12 protein-coding genes are annotated in these 13,543 nt (G+C 64.5%); 7 read left to right on the top strand and 5 right to left on the bottom strand.

Going from position 1 to position 13,543, the window contains the following annotated elements; genetic code table 11:
- Positions 1–102: 102 nt before the first annotated feature.
- Entirely contained in the window at positions 103–1,647 is a 1,545-nt protein-coding gene (locus CLU88_RS20185) for an aldehyde dehydrogenase family protein (protein ID WP_099658129.1), read from the bottom strand.
- Between the two features lie 256 nt (positions 1,648–1,903).
- Between CLU88_RS20185 and CLU88_RS20180 the strand changes: the two genes are divergently transcribed.
- The gene (locus tag CLU88_RS20180) at positions 1,904–2,821 is read left to right on the top strand and encodes a LysR family transcriptional regulator (RefSeq protein WP_199173481.1); all 918 of its coding nucleotides are present in this window, start codon (positions 1,904–1,906) and stop codon (positions 2,819–2,821) included.
- 144 nt (positions 2,822–2,965) lie between these two features.
- Here the strand turns inward: CLU88_RS20180 and CLU88_RS20175 are convergent, their stop codons facing one another.
- The 4 genes from CLU88_RS20175 to CLU88_RS20160 all read right to left on the bottom strand — a co-directional run bounded on the left by CLU88_RS20175 (position 2,966) and on the right by CLU88_RS20160 (position 7,581).
- Positions 2,966–4,465 carry a sensor domain-containing diguanylate cyclase gene (locus CLU88_RS20175; RefSeq protein ID WP_099658128.1) on the bottom strand — a complete coding sequence of 500 codons (1,500 nt, stop codon included), beginning with the start codon at positions 4,463–4,465 and terminating at the stop codon, positions 2,966–2,968.
- 577 nt (positions 4,466–5,042) lie between these two features.
- Entirely contained in the window at positions 5,043–5,525 is a 483-nt protein-coding gene (locus tag CLU88_RS20170) for a TipAS antibiotic-recognition domain-containing protein (protein ID WP_233205538.1), read from the bottom strand.
- 647 nt (positions 5,526–6,172) lie between these two features.
- Positions 6,173–6,589: a hypothetical protein gene (locus CLU88_RS22900; RefSeq protein WP_143226055.1), complete on the bottom strand. Its 417-nt coding sequence runs from the start codon at positions 6,587–6,589 to the stop codon at positions 6,173–6,175.
- A gap of 146 nt (positions 6,590–6,735) precedes the next feature.
- Positions 6,736–7,581 (bottom strand): IclR family transcriptional regulator, encoded by an 846-nt coding sequence (locus CLU88_RS20160; RefSeq protein WP_099658126.1) that lies wholly within the window; start codon positions 7,579–7,581, stop codon positions 6,736–6,738.
- A gap of 285 nt (positions 7,582–7,866) precedes the next feature.
- Between CLU88_RS20160 and CLU88_RS20155 the strand changes: the two genes are divergently transcribed.
- The 6 genes from CLU88_RS20155 to CLU88_RS20130 are packed head-to-tail and all read left to right on the top strand — an operon-like array spanning position 7,867 to position 13,508.
- The gene (locus tag CLU88_RS20155) at positions 7,867–8,976 is read left to right on the top strand and encodes an ABC transporter ATP-binding protein (RefSeq protein ID WP_099658125.1); all 1,110 of its coding nucleotides are present in this window, start codon (positions 7,867–7,869) and stop codon (positions 8,974–8,976) included.
- Complete coding sequence (locus CLU88_RS20150) at positions 8,973–9,845, top strand: ABC transporter permease (protein WP_099658124.1); 873 nt, start codon at positions 8,973–8,975, stop codon at positions 9,843–9,845. The genes CLU88_RS20155 and CLU88_RS20150 overlap by 4 nt, the downstream gene beginning before the upstream one ends.
- A 5-nt stretch (positions 9,846–9,850) precedes the next feature.
- Positions 9,851–10,645: an ABC transporter permease gene (locus CLU88_RS20145; protein ID WP_056061258.1), complete on the top strand. Its 795-nt coding sequence runs from the start codon at positions 9,851–9,853 to the stop codon at positions 10,643–10,645.
- A gap of 15 nt (positions 10,646–10,660) precedes the next feature.
- Positions 10,661–10,957 carry a (2Fe-2S)-binding protein gene (locus CLU88_RS20140; protein ID WP_233205537.1) on the top strand — a complete coding sequence of 99 codons (297 nt, stop codon included), beginning with the start codon at positions 10,661–10,663 and terminating at the stop codon, positions 10,955–10,957.
- Positions 10,954–12,354 carry an NAD(P)/FAD-dependent oxidoreductase gene (locus tag CLU88_RS20135; RefSeq protein WP_099658122.1) on the top strand — a complete coding sequence of 467 codons (1,401 nt, stop codon included), beginning with the start codon at positions 10,954–10,956 and terminating at the stop codon, positions 12,352–12,354. The genes CLU88_RS20140 and CLU88_RS20135 overlap by 4 nt, the downstream gene beginning before the upstream one ends.
- Positions 12,351–13,508 carry an FAD-binding oxidoreductase gene (locus CLU88_RS20130; protein ID WP_099658121.1) on the top strand — a complete coding sequence of 386 codons (1,158 nt, stop codon included), beginning with the start codon at positions 12,351–12,353 and terminating at the stop codon, positions 13,506–13,508. Before CLU88_RS20135 ends, CLU88_RS20130 begins: the two co-directional genes overlap by 4 nt.
- Positions 13,509–13,543 lie beyond the last annotated feature (35 nt).

Here is a 13,543-nt window from a genome sequence, read left to right as displayed (position 1 = left end):
AAAAACACAGTGAAACCGGTGTTGTGGAATCGCGGAGCAGCGCATGCCCGGCAGGCCCTTGCGAGGCAGTCAGAGCCTGCCGACCACTGCGCCAGCGGCTCGTCACACGTCGAAAGTCACGCCCTGCGCCAGCGGCAGTGCGGTCGAGTAATTGATGGTGTTGGTCGCGCGGCGCATGTAGGCCTTCCAGCTGTCCGACCCCGCCTCGCGCCCGCCGCCGGTCTCCTTCTCGCCGCCGAATGCGCCGCCGATCTCTGCGCCGCTCGGGCCAATGTTCACATTGGCAATGCCGCAGTCCGAACCCACGGCCGACATGAACAACTCGGCCTCGCGCACATTGAGCGTGAAGATGGACGACGAAAGGCCCGCGCCCACGGCGTTGTTCATGGCAATGGCTTCGTCAATGGTGCTGTAGCTCACCACGTACAGGATGGGCGCAAAGGTTTCGTGCAGCGCGGGCCCTTCGTGCTTTTGCAGCTCCACCAGTGCGGGGCGCACGTAATACGCTTCGCCACCACCGATGCCTTCCACGCGGCCTCCGCCGTGCACCGTGGCACCCAGCGCGCGGCTTTGCTCCAGCGCCTTTTGCATGCCGTCAAAGGCCATGCGGTCGATCAGCGGGCCCACCAGCGTGCCGGGCGTGCGCGGGTCGCCCACCTGCACGTTGGCGTAGACCTTGGCGAGTTGGGGCACCAGTTGGTCGTAAATGCTTTCGTGCACAAACAGGCGGCGCAGTGTGGTGCAGCGCTGGCCCGCCGTGCCCATGGCGGCAAACGCAATGCCGCGCAGTGCCAAATCCAGGTCGGCCGTGGGCGCAACGATGGCCGCGTTGTTGCCGCCCAGCTCCAGGATGCCGCGCGCAAACCGCGCTGCCAGGCGCGGGCCCACGGCGCGGCCCATGGCGGTGGAGCCTGTGGCGGACAGCACGGGCACGCGGGCGTCATCCACCAGCACCTCGCCAATGTCGCGCTGGCCCACGATCAGCTCCAGCAGGCCTTCGGGTGCGTCGGTGCCAAAGCGTGCAATAGCGCGCTGTGCAATCGCATGCGTGGCCAGGGCGGTGAGCGGGGTCTTTTCCGAAGGTTTCCACACCACCGAATCACCGCACACCAGTGCCAGCGCGGCGTTCCACGACCACACGGCCACAGGGAAGTTGAAGGCCGAGATCACGCCACACACGCCCAGCGGGTGCCAGGTTTCCATCATGCGGTGGCCGGGGCGCTCGGTGGCAATCGTCAGGCCGTACAGCTGGCGCGACAGGCCCACGGCAAAGTCGCAGATGTCGATCATCTCCTGCACCTCGCCCAGGCCTTCGGACGGGATCTTGCCCGCCTCGATGGTCACCAGCAGGCCGAGGTCCGCCTTCGCGGCGCGCAGCTCTTCGCCCAGCAGGCGCACCAGCTCACCCCTGCGCGGTGCCGGCACATTGCGCCACGCCAAAAAGGCCGCATGCGCGCGGCCGACGGCAGCCGTGGCATCGGCCGGGCTTTGCTGTGGCACCTGGGCCAGCACCTCGCCCGTGATGGGCGAACGCGCCGCCAGCGTGCCGCCGGTGTAAGCGGCGCGGGGCACGCCCAGGCGTTGCAGCAGTTGATCGACTTCAGGCACAAGAGGGGTGATGGCAGGGGTGGCAGGGGTGGCAGACATGGCGACTCGCAAAGGTGAAGGGGGTGCAGAAAAACAGATCTGCGCAAGAGAACCTACGCAAAGAATGCGCCAATATCCGCCAATCCCAGGGGGCTGGATAGCAAAAAAATGGAACTACTTGATCACAATTCAGAATGAAGTGCCTGAAAATTGCAGAGCTGCCAGCGCTTGATACATGAGCGCTAAGACCCAAAACAGTGCACAGGCCGCACACGCCGCTCATTCCCCCTGCGCATGATCCACGCCATCACCCCACATGACCCTGCTGCGCCGCACCTTCCTACCCTCCACCGCCGACCTGCTGGCCTTTGAGGCCGCCGCCCGCCACCAGAGCGTGTCGCGCGCGGCCGAAGAGCTGCACCTCACCCAAAGTGCCGTGTCGCGCCAGATCCGCCAGCTGGAAGAGCAGATCGGCACCGCACTCTTTCACCGCGTACGCCAGCGTGTGGTGCTGACCGACGCGGGCCGCGTCTACGCGGCCGACGTGCAAAACGTGCTGCAGCAACTGTCGGCCAGCACACAAAAGGCCATGGCGTTCTCCAGCACCGACGGCCTGCTCAACCTGGCCGTGTTGCCCACCCTGGGCACGCGCTGGCTCATCCCGCGACTGGGCGGCTTCATGGCGCTGCACCCTGAGGCGCTGGTCAACTTCTCGGCCCGCACCGAGCCGTTTGACTTTGCGGGCACACCGTTCGACGCTGCCATCCACTTCGGCACCCCGCACTGGGCAGGCGCCGTGTGCGAATACCTGATGCACGAAGAAACCGTGCCCGTGTGCAGCCCCACTTACCGCGATCGCCACGGCATTCACACACCGCAAGACCTCACGCGCGTGGTGCTGCTGCAGCAAAGCACCCGCCCCACCCAATGGGCCGAATGGTTTGAGCTGGTGGGCGCCCCCACAGCCCTGGCCCTGCGCGGCCCCCAGTCCGAACACTTCGCCATGATTGCGCAGGCTGCCGTGTCGCACCTGGGGGCAGCGCTGCTGCCGCGCTTCTTGATCGAGCAGGAGCTGGCGGCAGGGAGCCTGGTGGAGCTGTCAGACCAGGTGCTGACCAGCACCGATGCGTATTACCTGGTCTACCCAGAGGCGCGGGCGCAGACGCCGCTGGTGAAGGCGTTCAGGGATTGGGTGGTGAAGGAGTGCCACACATTGCCTGCCGCTGCAAGGTGAGCCGGTAGAGAGAGATACAGCCTGCCACTGCAGACAATTCAGCCCGACCACAGGGTGGGTGCGCCGGGATATGGAACGTCTTCCACACAGGAACCTCAGGGCGCTCCACATCTCCGGAGCACGGTGCCATCATTCGCTGTCCGCTCAGGCCTCCACCCGATTGCGGCCTGAGGCCTTCGCCTGGTACAGCATACGGTCCGCCGCCTCAATCAGCTGCCGCTCGCTGCCTTCCCCGTAGGCACCAGCCATGCATGCGGCGCCCACACTGACCGTGACATGCCCGAAGGCGCTGGCGCCGTGGCGGATGGCCAGGGCCTCAATTCGCTCACGCACCACCTCAGCCACGACCTGCGCGCCTGACAGGGCAGTGTTGGGCAGGATGATGGCCAGTTCCTCGCCCCCATAACGCGCCACCAGATCCCCAGGGCGCTTTGCGTACTGCACCAGACATTTCGACACCGCCTGCAGACAGGCATCGCCCTCCACATGCCCGTAGGTGTCGTTGAAGCTTTTGAAGTGGTCAACATCGATGAGCAGCAGGGACAGCGAAGTCCCCTCTCGGGCGGCACGGCGGCACTCCACATTCAAGGTTTCATCAAAGCAGCGGCGATTGGCGAGGCCTGTAAGCTGGTCTTGCGCAGCCAGCGCTTCCAGCTTCTGGTTCACAGCCATCAGGTCTTCTCGCGCTGCCACCAGTGAGGCCTCGGCACGGGTGCGGCGGCGAATGTCTATCAGCAGATGCCACCCAATGGCCGTGATGCCCAGCAGCAAGGCCCCCACGACACCTGTGGTGAGCAATGCCTCGCGGCGCCAGCGGCTCAAGGCTTCCTCCTTGCCCAGGGCCACGGTGGTGATCACGGGATAGCGGTCATTCTTGCGGTAGGCATACAGGCGCTGCATTCCGTCAATGCCGGATTTGAACGCGGCAGTGCCGGACACTGCGCCCGAATAAAAGCGCTGGAAGTTGGGAGACTTGGAGAAGTCGCGGCCCATGTCCTGCTCACGGTAGGGGTAGCGCACCAACATCTGCCCGACGGTGGTTGATAAGCCAATGGCACCCTGCGTGCCCACATCGATCTTGCCAAACAGCTCCAGGAAATCCTTGATGCCCAGGCTCACGACCACAACACCGGCAAACCGTTTGTCCTTGCCGTCAAAGCGCCGACTGACGGTAATGACCCAATCGCCTGTGGATCGGCTTTGGATGGCCGGTCCGATGAAAGGCTCAGAGGACGGATTGTCCCGGTGGTGCGCAAAGAAGGCCCTGTCTGCCCCACTCCCATGGGCTGGTGCGGGGCCGATGGAGGACATCACCCTGTTGCCTGCATCGTCGTAGATGGCAATGCCATTGAGCTGGTTGAGCAAGTGCTCTTGCCGGGCAATCAGCCGTTGCAGGCGCTGCAGATGCCTGGGCTCCGTACCCTCTTCTTCAAGGCGCTCGACGATGCCCAGAAGCAGCATGGCACTTTGGGTAATGACGCCTTCCGTGTAGGTGTTCAGGGCCTGTGCCAGATTGAGGTTCTGGGTATCGATTTCGGCCAGTGAATGCTCTCGGGCCGACCATATTTGCCAGGCGGTGGTGGCAGACACCGACAAATACGCCACCACCAGCAGCAGCGCAGCCCAGCGAACATCACGCTTCATTGTTTATTACCCTCTCGCACACCAATTCCCGTGCCAGTCCCTACCGAGCGGTCAAGGGATCGCACAGGATTCGCCAACGCGGCGTAACTGGCTTCTCCCTGTTAGCCAACAATACTAAGTGATCAATGCCCCCTGCACCGGAGAGGTGCGGGCAGATCATCTGCTTTGCCAACCAAACCATGACCCACGGCAACCCAATGCAGGTCTGGCGTGCGAGCAGGCGCGCTGGCCACCACCGCCGCCTTCAGGATGGAGGCCTTGCATCACGCACACCATCAGCCAGTGCGTGCAGCCCAAGACGGGCGCAACACACTCCGTCTCACCGGTAAATCCCTGGCGCTGACAGAACAAAAGGCTGAGCAGGTTGAAGGCTTCCAGATCTCAGGCGGCCCCCACCCAATCTGCGCGGACCAAGGTCTGCAGAACCAGCCGTTGAGCGAGGCTGGCCACAGGCTACCGGGCGCACGCCCCACGGCTGATGTGGTGGAGGCGGTGCGGGTGGTGCAGAGATGGAATTCACGGGCATCCAGAATGCCTGGTCAGCTTGGCTGGCTGGCGGGCAGCCCAGACCGGGAACTCAGACCAGATTCTGCTGGGCATAGACATACACCGCCTCGGCCAAAAACTCCGCCAACTGGGGATGGTATGTCGTGTGAAATGCCTTCATGTCGGCGTTGTCTGCGTAGAACAGCGCAGTGCCCACATAGGCTTCGCGCGACGGCAGGTAAAAACGCGAGACGATGGCAAGGTGTTTTGCCATCAGGGCCTGAATGGTGGCGGACGCAGGCTCGTTCGCATCGATCAGCGGGGCCAGCTCTTTATAGAACGTATCGAAGTCGGCATGTGCCTGGGCCTTGTCAACATGCGCCCAGGGGTTGGTGCCAGCCAGTGATTGCTCCTGCTCAGCCCGCTGTGCGGCATTCGTCGAGGTATTCGGGAGTGGCTTGCGGGAAATCCATGAGGTTGGTTCTTTTTTCTTGAAAGCAGCGAGTGGGCCGCCGCAGCTGTCGTTGCAGGGCCTGCGCGGCCCCAGTCCGCAAATTTCGCCATGATCACTCAAGCCGCCGTGTCCCACCTGGGGGCCGCACCGCTTTCACGTTTTCTCATCGGAATGAACTGGCGGTAGATCGCCTTGTGGAGGCTTAGGACGAGATGCAGATAAAAGCACCTCTAGCGACCATATATAAAGCGTTGGCAGCTATAAAAACAGAAGCAATTTGCTCCGCCCAAGACTTTGATCCACGGGAAGAGTGTTGAGATAGTCCAGGCTTTTCGAGACAATGGGGAAGCGGAAAAGCTGCCATAAAAGCCAAACGGAACGGCATCAAGGCAGCCTGCATAGACCGTGGCGGACTCAGAACGGTTGGGCGTTGGGCACAACATCAGACCCATATGCCGCTATCGGCCACAACCGGCCGTTCATACTGAATACTCAAGACCAATGGCAAAGTGTCAAATTTGTGGGCGCGAGCTAGACAGGCGCGGCGACCTGTTGTCTCAAGATTGCGGCGGTGACTGCTGGGGTTGCGTCGGCGAGATTGAAGCCGATGGCGGTTGGGTCCCATCCCTTGAACAGGCGCGCAAAGAACACACCTTGGGCCTTCGGCCTGAATGCGTTGACCCTGCCAGCACGCAAGCGCCACATCCTTCTGACTGATTTCTTCACGGCGGCAGCAAGCCAGGAGTTCGCGTAACGAGTCAAGAGCCTTACGATTCGCTCCAAAATGATCTGTCACGAGCAAGGGCTGCAAACAACCAAACAACGCTCCCGGTGTCGGCGAAAAGTATCAGCAAACTCGTGGCAGCTACCGACAGCTTTCCCCAGGCGACTAACACTGCAATCGATACAAGGATTGAACCAACCAGGGGAATCCCAGAAGCATGCTTGTAGCCTTTCATTGATTTGCCATGGAGCATGGCGTACAGCGCAGGACGTAAAAACGAAAGGTGAAGATTCATTGCCATCGCCATTGATGCCAGTGCGATGAGCACCCAAGCTGTTGCAGGCTCTCGAATGTCATTAGGGGCAATCAAAGCGGAGCACACCGACCCAATAGAAAGCGCCAACGGTGACGCTATGAATGCGGAGAATGCGAAATTTTTGACGACAAGCGTTACACGCATAGAGCTAGCTTTTCGATCAATTGCAGTTGTGCGACCAATATAGCCTGCGCGACAAGCAGGCCCGTAAGTGAAGGGTCGGACTCATCAACTGTCCGCCTTGCCACTGTTTTGAGACGGACTGTTCAGGGCCCACAACCGTCTCCCGCCTACCCCGCCGACCCAATCACCTGACCCAGCGTCGCCCCACCCGACAAACTCTGCGCAGGCCGCCTCAACGTCACATCAAACGGATTGATCTTCGGCCCAATCGCCGCCGCTTCGCGCTTGAGCAACTCCACCACCGTGGGCAGGCGGTCGTCGTTCAATCGCGCTGAGATGGTGCCCACGCTCAGCGCCGCCACCGCGCGGCCTTCGCGGTCCAGGATGGGCACGGCCACACCGGCCATGCCTTCGAGCAAGCCGGTGTTGCGGCCCGCGTAGCCCAGTTGGCGCACGCGCTCGATTTCGGTGCGCAGGTACACCTCGTCAAACACACCGTACTCGCGCACGCGGGACAGGTTGAAGCGGATGACCTCTTCGCGCTCGGCCTCGGGCAAGAAGGCCAGGATGGCCAGCGCGCCCTGCCCCACGCCCAGGGCCACGCGGCCACCGATGTCGCCGGTGAACGAGCGGATGGGGAACGGGCCTTCGCTGCGGTCCAGGCACACGGCATCGAACCCGCTGCGCACCAAGAGAAAGATGCTGTCACCCAGGCTGGCGCACAGGCGCAGCAGCGCGGGGCGGCACAGGCTGCGCAGGTCGCCGGGGTTGCCCGCTTTGGCAGCCAGGGCGAAGAAATCCATGCTCAGGCGGTAGAGCTTGCTGCGCTCGTCCTGCTCGACCATGCCCTCTGCCACCAGCGATTGCAGCAAACGGTGCGTGGTGCCTTGCGTGAGGCCCACGGCACGCGCCAATTGGGTGACTCGCCCGCCCTCGGCCTGCACGGCCGACAGGGCCCGGATGACGGCAAACACCCGGGGTACGCCGCCGGTGGCGGTGGATGCGGCTTCCATACCTCGCTCCTGTGGAATTCGTTGATCAAACTGAAGGCATCATATTTCATTGAACGGAATAAATTTAATAAAAATTCTGTTTAATGGAATACCCGAAGCATTCTGGTTTGTTTATTGCAATAGATTCAATTGAATCGAGCGGCTGTTCCAGCTTTTGTATGGCACTTGCACCACCCCGGTGCAAGCACACCAAAGGCCCGCAGCCCCTCCATGCAACTCCACAGCAGGTGGCACGCACCGCCCCCAGGCAACCCGTGCGATGCCACCACCGGAAAGGCTTTCGCCATGTCGTTTCTCAAGCTCACGGATGTGACCAAGTTCTATGGCAGCACCTGCGCGGTGCAGGCCATGAACCTCACGGTGCAAAAGGGTGAATTTGTGTCGCTGCTGGGGCCTTCGGGCTGCGGCAAGACGACCACGCTGCAGATGGTGGCGGGGTTTGAAGCGGTGACCAGCGGGCGCATTGAGCTCGATGGCAAGGACATCACCCACGCCAAGGCCAACACGCGCGGGCTGGGCATCGTGTTCCAGAGCTATGCGCTGTTCCCCCACATGACGGTGGCGGCCAACGTGAGCTTTGGGCTGGAAATGCGCAAGGTGCCCAAGGCCGAGCGCGCCGAGCGCGTGGCCCAGGCCCTGGCCCTGGTGCACCTGGAAAAGCACGCCGCGCGCTACCCGCGCGAGTTGTCGGGCGGCCAGCGCCAGCGGGTGGCCCTGGCCCGTGCGCTGGTGATCGAGCCGCCCGTGCTGCTGCTGGACGAGCCCCTGTCCAACCTCGACGCCAAGCTGCGTGAGGAGATGCAGTTTGAGCTGCGGCAGATCCAGCGCAAGGTGGGCACCACCACCATCATGGTCACGCACGACCAGAGCGAGGCCATGTCCATCAGCGACCGTGTGGTGGTGATGGAGGCAGGCCGCGCCACGCAGATCGACCACCCGCACCGCGTGTACGAGCACCCGCGCACCCGCTTTATCTCCACCTTTGTGGGCAAGGCCAACCTGTTGCCGGGCAAGGTAACGCATGCCAATGGCACCCACACGCATGTGGCCGTGGGTGGGCTGACGGTGGAAATCAACGGCGCCCGCTACCGCCCCGGCGCCGCCGTGCTGCTGAGCGTGCGGCCTGAAAAGGTGCAACTGGTACCCGCCGTGCAAGGCCGGCTTGATGGTGAGGTGTGCGAGCGCTTCTTTTTGGGAAGCCAGTGGCTGTACCGCGTGGGCACGCCCGTGGGCGACCTGATGGTGCTGGCACCCAACGACGGCCGCGCCGCGCTGGCCGAGGGTGAGCGCACGGGCGTGGACTGGCCCGACCACTGCATGCGCCTGCTGCCCGCCGATGAAACCGCCCTGGCCGAGCTGGAGGCCGAAGACACCGCCGCCGAGGTGGCGCCATGAGCCTGGCCACCACCTTGCTGCACAAAAAGGCTGCGCCCTGGTGGCTGTCAGGCCCGGCGCTGGTGCTGTTCACGGTGCTGCTGCTGGTGCCGCTGGCGCTCACGGCCGTGCTGTCGTTCAACGCGTTCGACCCGGCGACCGGGGTGAAGGCGGGTAAGTTCACGCTGGAGCATTACGCCCATGTGTTCACCGATTCGTATTACCACACGATCTTCTGGCGCACGTTCTGGATTGCGGGGCTGGTCACGCTGATCTGCGTGGCCATTGGCGCACCCGAGGCCTACATCCTGAGCCGCATGGGCAGCCCGTGGCGTTCCATCCTGCTGCTGGTGGTGCTCGCGCCGCTGCTGGTGTCGGTGGTGGTGCGGGCCTTTGGCTGGAGCATGCTGCTGGGGCCGGAGGGGCTGGTGAACGGGCTATTCGGGCTGCTGGGATTTGGCCCGGTGAAGATGCTCTACACCGAGATCGCGGTGGTCATCGCCCTGGTGCATGTGATGCTGCCCTTCATGGTGATCCCCGTGTGGACCTCGCTGCAGAAGCTGGACCCGGGTGTGGAAAACGCGGCGCTATCGCTGCAGGCCTCGCCCTTCACCACGCTGCGGCGCATTGTGTTGCCGCAGGTGCTGCCCGGCATCCTGTCCGGCAGCCTCATCGTATTCGGCCTCGCGGCCAGCTCGTTCGCCATTCCAGGCCTGCTGGGCGGGCGACGGCTGAAGATGGTGGCCACGGTGGTGTACGACGAGTACCTGCACGAGCTGAACTGGCCCCTGGGCGCCGCCATTGCGCTGACGCTGCTGGTGGCCAACCTGGTGGTCATGCTGAGCTACAACCGATTGGTTGAAGGCCGCTACAAAAAATCTCTCGGGTGAGCACGATGCAAAAGAACGGCCCTCTCGCCCTCGCATTCAACGCGCTGGTCATCACCTTCATGCTCGCCCCCTTGCTGGTGGTGTGCATCGTGGCGTTCACGCCGCACAACACGCTTACGCTGCCCACCACCGAGTTCTCGCTGCGCTGGTTCAAGGCGGTGTTCGAGCATTCGGACTTTGTGCAGTCGTTCTGGAACAGCCTGTGGCTGGCGCTGGCCTCGGCCACGCTGGCCACGGTGCTGGCCGTGCCTGCGGGCATTGCCATCACGCGCTACGAATTTGCGGGGCGCGGCTTTTTGAATGGCTTGTTCCTCTCGCCACTGATCATTCCGCACCTGGTGCTGGGTGTGGCCCTGCTGCGGCTGTTTGCGCTGCTGGGCGGCACGGGCAGCTTTGGCTGGCTGGTGTTTGCGCATGCGCTCATCGTCACGCCTTACACCCTGCGGCTGGTGGTGGCTGCACTGGTGGGGTTTGACCGCAGTGCCGAGCATGCAGCCCTGTCGCTAGGCGCCAGCCAGGCCACGGTGTTCACGCGCATCACGTTGCCGATGATCCTGCCCGGCGTGACGGGCGGGTGGATGCTGGCTTTCATCAACAGCTTTGACGAAGTGACCATGTCGATCTTTGTCACCTCGCCCAGCACGGTGACGCTGCCGGTGCGCATGTACATGTACGCCACCGAATCGATTGACCCGCTGATGGCTGCGGTGTCGGCACTGATGGTGGCCCTGACGGCCTGCGCGATGGTGATTCTCGACCGGGTGTACGGCTTGGACCGCGTGCTCGTAGGGCGCAAATAAATGGGCACGACTTCCATGACTGTGAACACAGCCCTGCTCCACCGCGTGGCCGAAAAAGACCGTGCCCCCGTGCCCTTCTTACTCGATGGCGAACCCGCCGCTGCGCTCGAAGGCGACACGGTGCTCACGGCCATCCTCACCCACCGCGCCCAATTGCGCCGCAACGAGTTCAGCCACGAGCCGCGCGCAGGCTTTTGCCTGATGGGCGCGTGCCAGGACTGCTGGGTGATGACGGCTACCGGCGAACGCCTACGGTCTTGCGCCACCTTCATCCAGACGGGCATGCAACTGACTACCGGAGGGGCCGCATGACCGCCCCCACCTTGCAACCCGTGATCGTGGGCGCAGGCCCTGCGGGCATTCGCGCGGCGCAAACCCTGGTGGCGCATGGCGTGCGGCCCATGGTGATCGACGAGGCCGCGCGCGGCGGCGGGCAGATCTACCGTCGCCCGCCTGCCCACTTTGCCCGCAGCCCGCAAACGCTGTACGGCACCGAAGCATCACGCGCCACGGCATTGCACAGCACGCTGGATGGCCTGGCCGCCCACATCGACTACCAACCCAACAGCCTGGTGTGGAACGCCCAGGGTGGCCAGCTCGATGTGCTGCATGGCCCCGCACAGACCACGCGCACGGTGTCCTACGGCCAGCTCATCGTGGCCAGCGGCGCCACCGACCGCGTGCTGCCCGTGCCGGGCTGGACGCTGCCTGGCGTGTACACGCTGGGGGGCGCGCAGGTGGCGCTCAAGTTCCAGGGCTGCACCATCGGCCGCAACGTGGTGCTGATGGGCACCGGGCCGCTGCTGTACCTGGTGGCGTACCAATATGCCAAGGCAGGCGCCAAGGCGGGCGTGAAGGTGGCTGCAGTGCTAGACACCGCCCGATTTGCCGACCAGCTGGCCGCCCTGCCCGGCATGCTGACGCAGCCCGCCGTGCTGGCTAAAGGGGTGTACTACGTGGGCTGGCTGCGCGCGCACGGCGTGGCGGTGCACACCGGCGTGCGGCCTGTTCGCGTGGAGGGCGACACACGGGTCAACGCCGTGGTGTGGAGCGACGGCCAGGCCGAGCACACCGTGCAGTGCGATGCCGTGGGCTTTGGCTATGCCCTGCGGTCCGAAACCCAACTGGCCGACCTGCTGGGCTGCCGCTTTGCCTGGGCACCCATGCACCGAGCCCACCTGCCCGAGCGCGACGGGGCAGGCCGCACCAGCGTGGCCGGTGTGTACCTGGCGGGGGATGGCGCGGGCATCATGGGCGCCGATGCGGCCGAATGGGCGGGCGAGCGCGCTGCGCTGGCGCTGCTGGCTGACCACGGCGTGAAGGTGGACACTGCACGCGCGGCGGAGCTGGAACGCAAGCTGACCAAGCTGATGCCATTCCGCCAAGGGCTGGAGCGCGCCTTCCCCTTCCCCACCAACTGGGCGGCCCACGCGCCCGACGCGCTGCTGGTGTGCCGCTGCGAGAACATCACAGCCGGTGAGCTGCGCGCCTGTGCCCACGATGCTGGGGCCGACGAACTGAACCGACTCAAGGCCCTGACCCGCGTGGGCATGGGCCGCTGCCAGGGCCGTATGTGCGGTGTGGCCGCTGCAGAAATCCTGGCCCAAGCCACAGGCAAGCCTATCGATCAGGTGGGGCGGCTGCGCGGACAGGCGCCGATCAAGCCCATTCCCATCCACCTGCAAGCCCAGGCGGAGGCCAGCGCATGACCGCCACCCGAACCATCGACACCGACGTTGCCATTGTGGGCGGCGGCATCATGGGTGCATCGGCCGCACTGGCACTGCGCCGCAAAGGTGTGGCCGTGGTGCTGCTGGAGCGCGACCTGTGCGGCTCGCGCTCCAGCGGCGTGAACTACGGCGGCGTGCGCCGCCAGGGCCGCCCTGTGAGCCAGCTGCCGCTGGCGCAGCGCGCCCACCAGGTGTGGGCCGACCTGCCCGCGCTGGTTGGCACCGATGGCGAGTACCAACGCAGCGGGCACTTCAAGATCGGGCGCAGCGAGGCGGACATGGCCGCGCTGGAGGCCTATGCCAACCTGAGCCGCGACTTCGACCTGGGCATTCAACTGATCTCCGGCTCCACGCTGCGCGAGCGCTGCCCTTGGCTGGGCGGGCGCGCCGTGGGTGGCTCGCTGTGCCCCGACGACGGTCAGGCCAACCCACGCCTGGTGTCGCCCGCGTTTGCGCTGGCGGCCAAGCGCGCGGGCGCGCAGATTCTGGAGCGCACACCAATGACCTCGGTGGAGCACGACGGGCAGCTGTTTACCGTGCGCTCCGGCACCACCGTGGCGGTGCGTGCGCCCGTGCTCATCAACTGCGCTGGTGCCTGGGCCGGTGCGCTGGCCGCGCAGTTTGGCGAGGCCGTGCCCATTCACTCCGGCCATCCGGCCATGGCCGTGACCGAGCCCCTGCCCTTTTTCATGCACTGGAGCCTGGGTGTGGAAGGCGGCGGCATCTACTGCCGACAGGTGGCGCGCGGCAATCTGGTGCTGGGCGGCGGCGCAGGTGTGGCGCTGGATGCCGACCGCGCCCGCTCCGAGCGCAGCGCCATCTCGACCCTGGCAGTGCAGGCGGTGGAGCTGCTGCCCGCCCTCAAGAACGCGCACTTCATTCGCACCTGGAGCGGCACCGAAGGCTATCTGCCTGACCGCCAGCCGGTGCTGGGCAAGAGCCACACCACGCCCGGCCTGATCCATGGCTTTGGCTTTGCCGGTGCGGGCTTTCAGATTGGCCCCGGCGTGGGCGAGGTGCTGGCCGAGCTGGCACGCGATGGCCGCAGCACCACGCCGATTGATGCCTTTGCGATTGAGCGATTTCTCCCAACGACGGTGGCTGACGTGGCCAGCACTGCCGCTGCCCACTGACCCCGTTTGCCACCGACAAAACTCCCCTCCCCACC

This window comes from Acidovorax sp. 56 (genome assembly GCF_002749705.1).
In the GTDB taxonomy this organism is placed as follows: Bacteria; Pseudomonadota; Gammaproteobacteria; order Burkholderiales; family Burkholderiaceae_C; genus Acidovorax.
Note: the sequence above shows the minus strand (reverse complement) of the source record. Positions and strands in the feature narration are given on the sequence as shown.

Excerpts from the sequence above, each read along its gene's own strand:
- CLU88_RS20185 (WP_099658129.1), bottom strand. The coding sequence starts at position 1,647 with ATGTCTGCCACCCCTGCCACCCCTGCCATCACCCCTCTTGTGCCTGAA.
- CLU88_RS20180 (WP_199173481.1), top strand. The coding sequence starts at position 1,904 with ATGACCCTGCTGCGCCGCACCTTCCTACCCTCCACCGCCGACCTGCTG.
- CLU88_RS20175 (WP_099658128.1), bottom strand. The coding sequence starts at position 4,465 with ATGAAGCGTGATGTTCGCTGGGCTGCGCTGCTGCTGGTGGTGGCGTAT.
- CLU88_RS22900 (WP_143226055.1), bottom strand. The coding sequence starts at position 6,589 with ATGCGTGTAACGCTTGTCGTCAAAAATTTCGCATTCTCCGCATTCATA.
- CLU88_RS20160 (WP_099658126.1), bottom strand. The coding sequence starts at position 7,581 with ATGGAAGCCGCATCCACCGCCACCGGCGGCGTACCCCGGGTGTTTGCC.
- CLU88_RS20155 (WP_099658125.1), top strand. The coding sequence starts at position 7,867 with ATGTCGTTTCTCAAGCTCACGGATGTGACCAAGTTCTATGGCAGCACC.
- CLU88_RS20150 (WP_099658124.1), top strand. The coding sequence starts at position 8,973 with ATGAGCCTGGCCACCACCTTGCTGCACAAAAAGGCTGCGCCCTGGTGG.
- CLU88_RS20145 (WP_056061258.1), top strand. The coding sequence starts at position 9,851 with ATGCAAAAGAACGGCCCTCTCGCCCTCGCATTCAACGCGCTGGTCATC.
- CLU88_RS20140 (WP_233205537.1), top strand. The coding sequence starts at position 10,661 with ATGACTGTGAACACAGCCCTGCTCCACCGCGTGGCCGAAAAAGACCGT.
- CLU88_RS20135 (WP_099658122.1), top strand. The coding sequence starts at position 10,954 with ATGACCGCCCCCACCTTGCAACCCGTGATCGTGGGCGCAGGCCCTGCG.
- CLU88_RS20130 (WP_099658121.1), top strand. The coding sequence starts at position 12,351 with ATGACCGCCACCCGAACCATCGACACCGACGTTGCCATTGTGGGCGGC.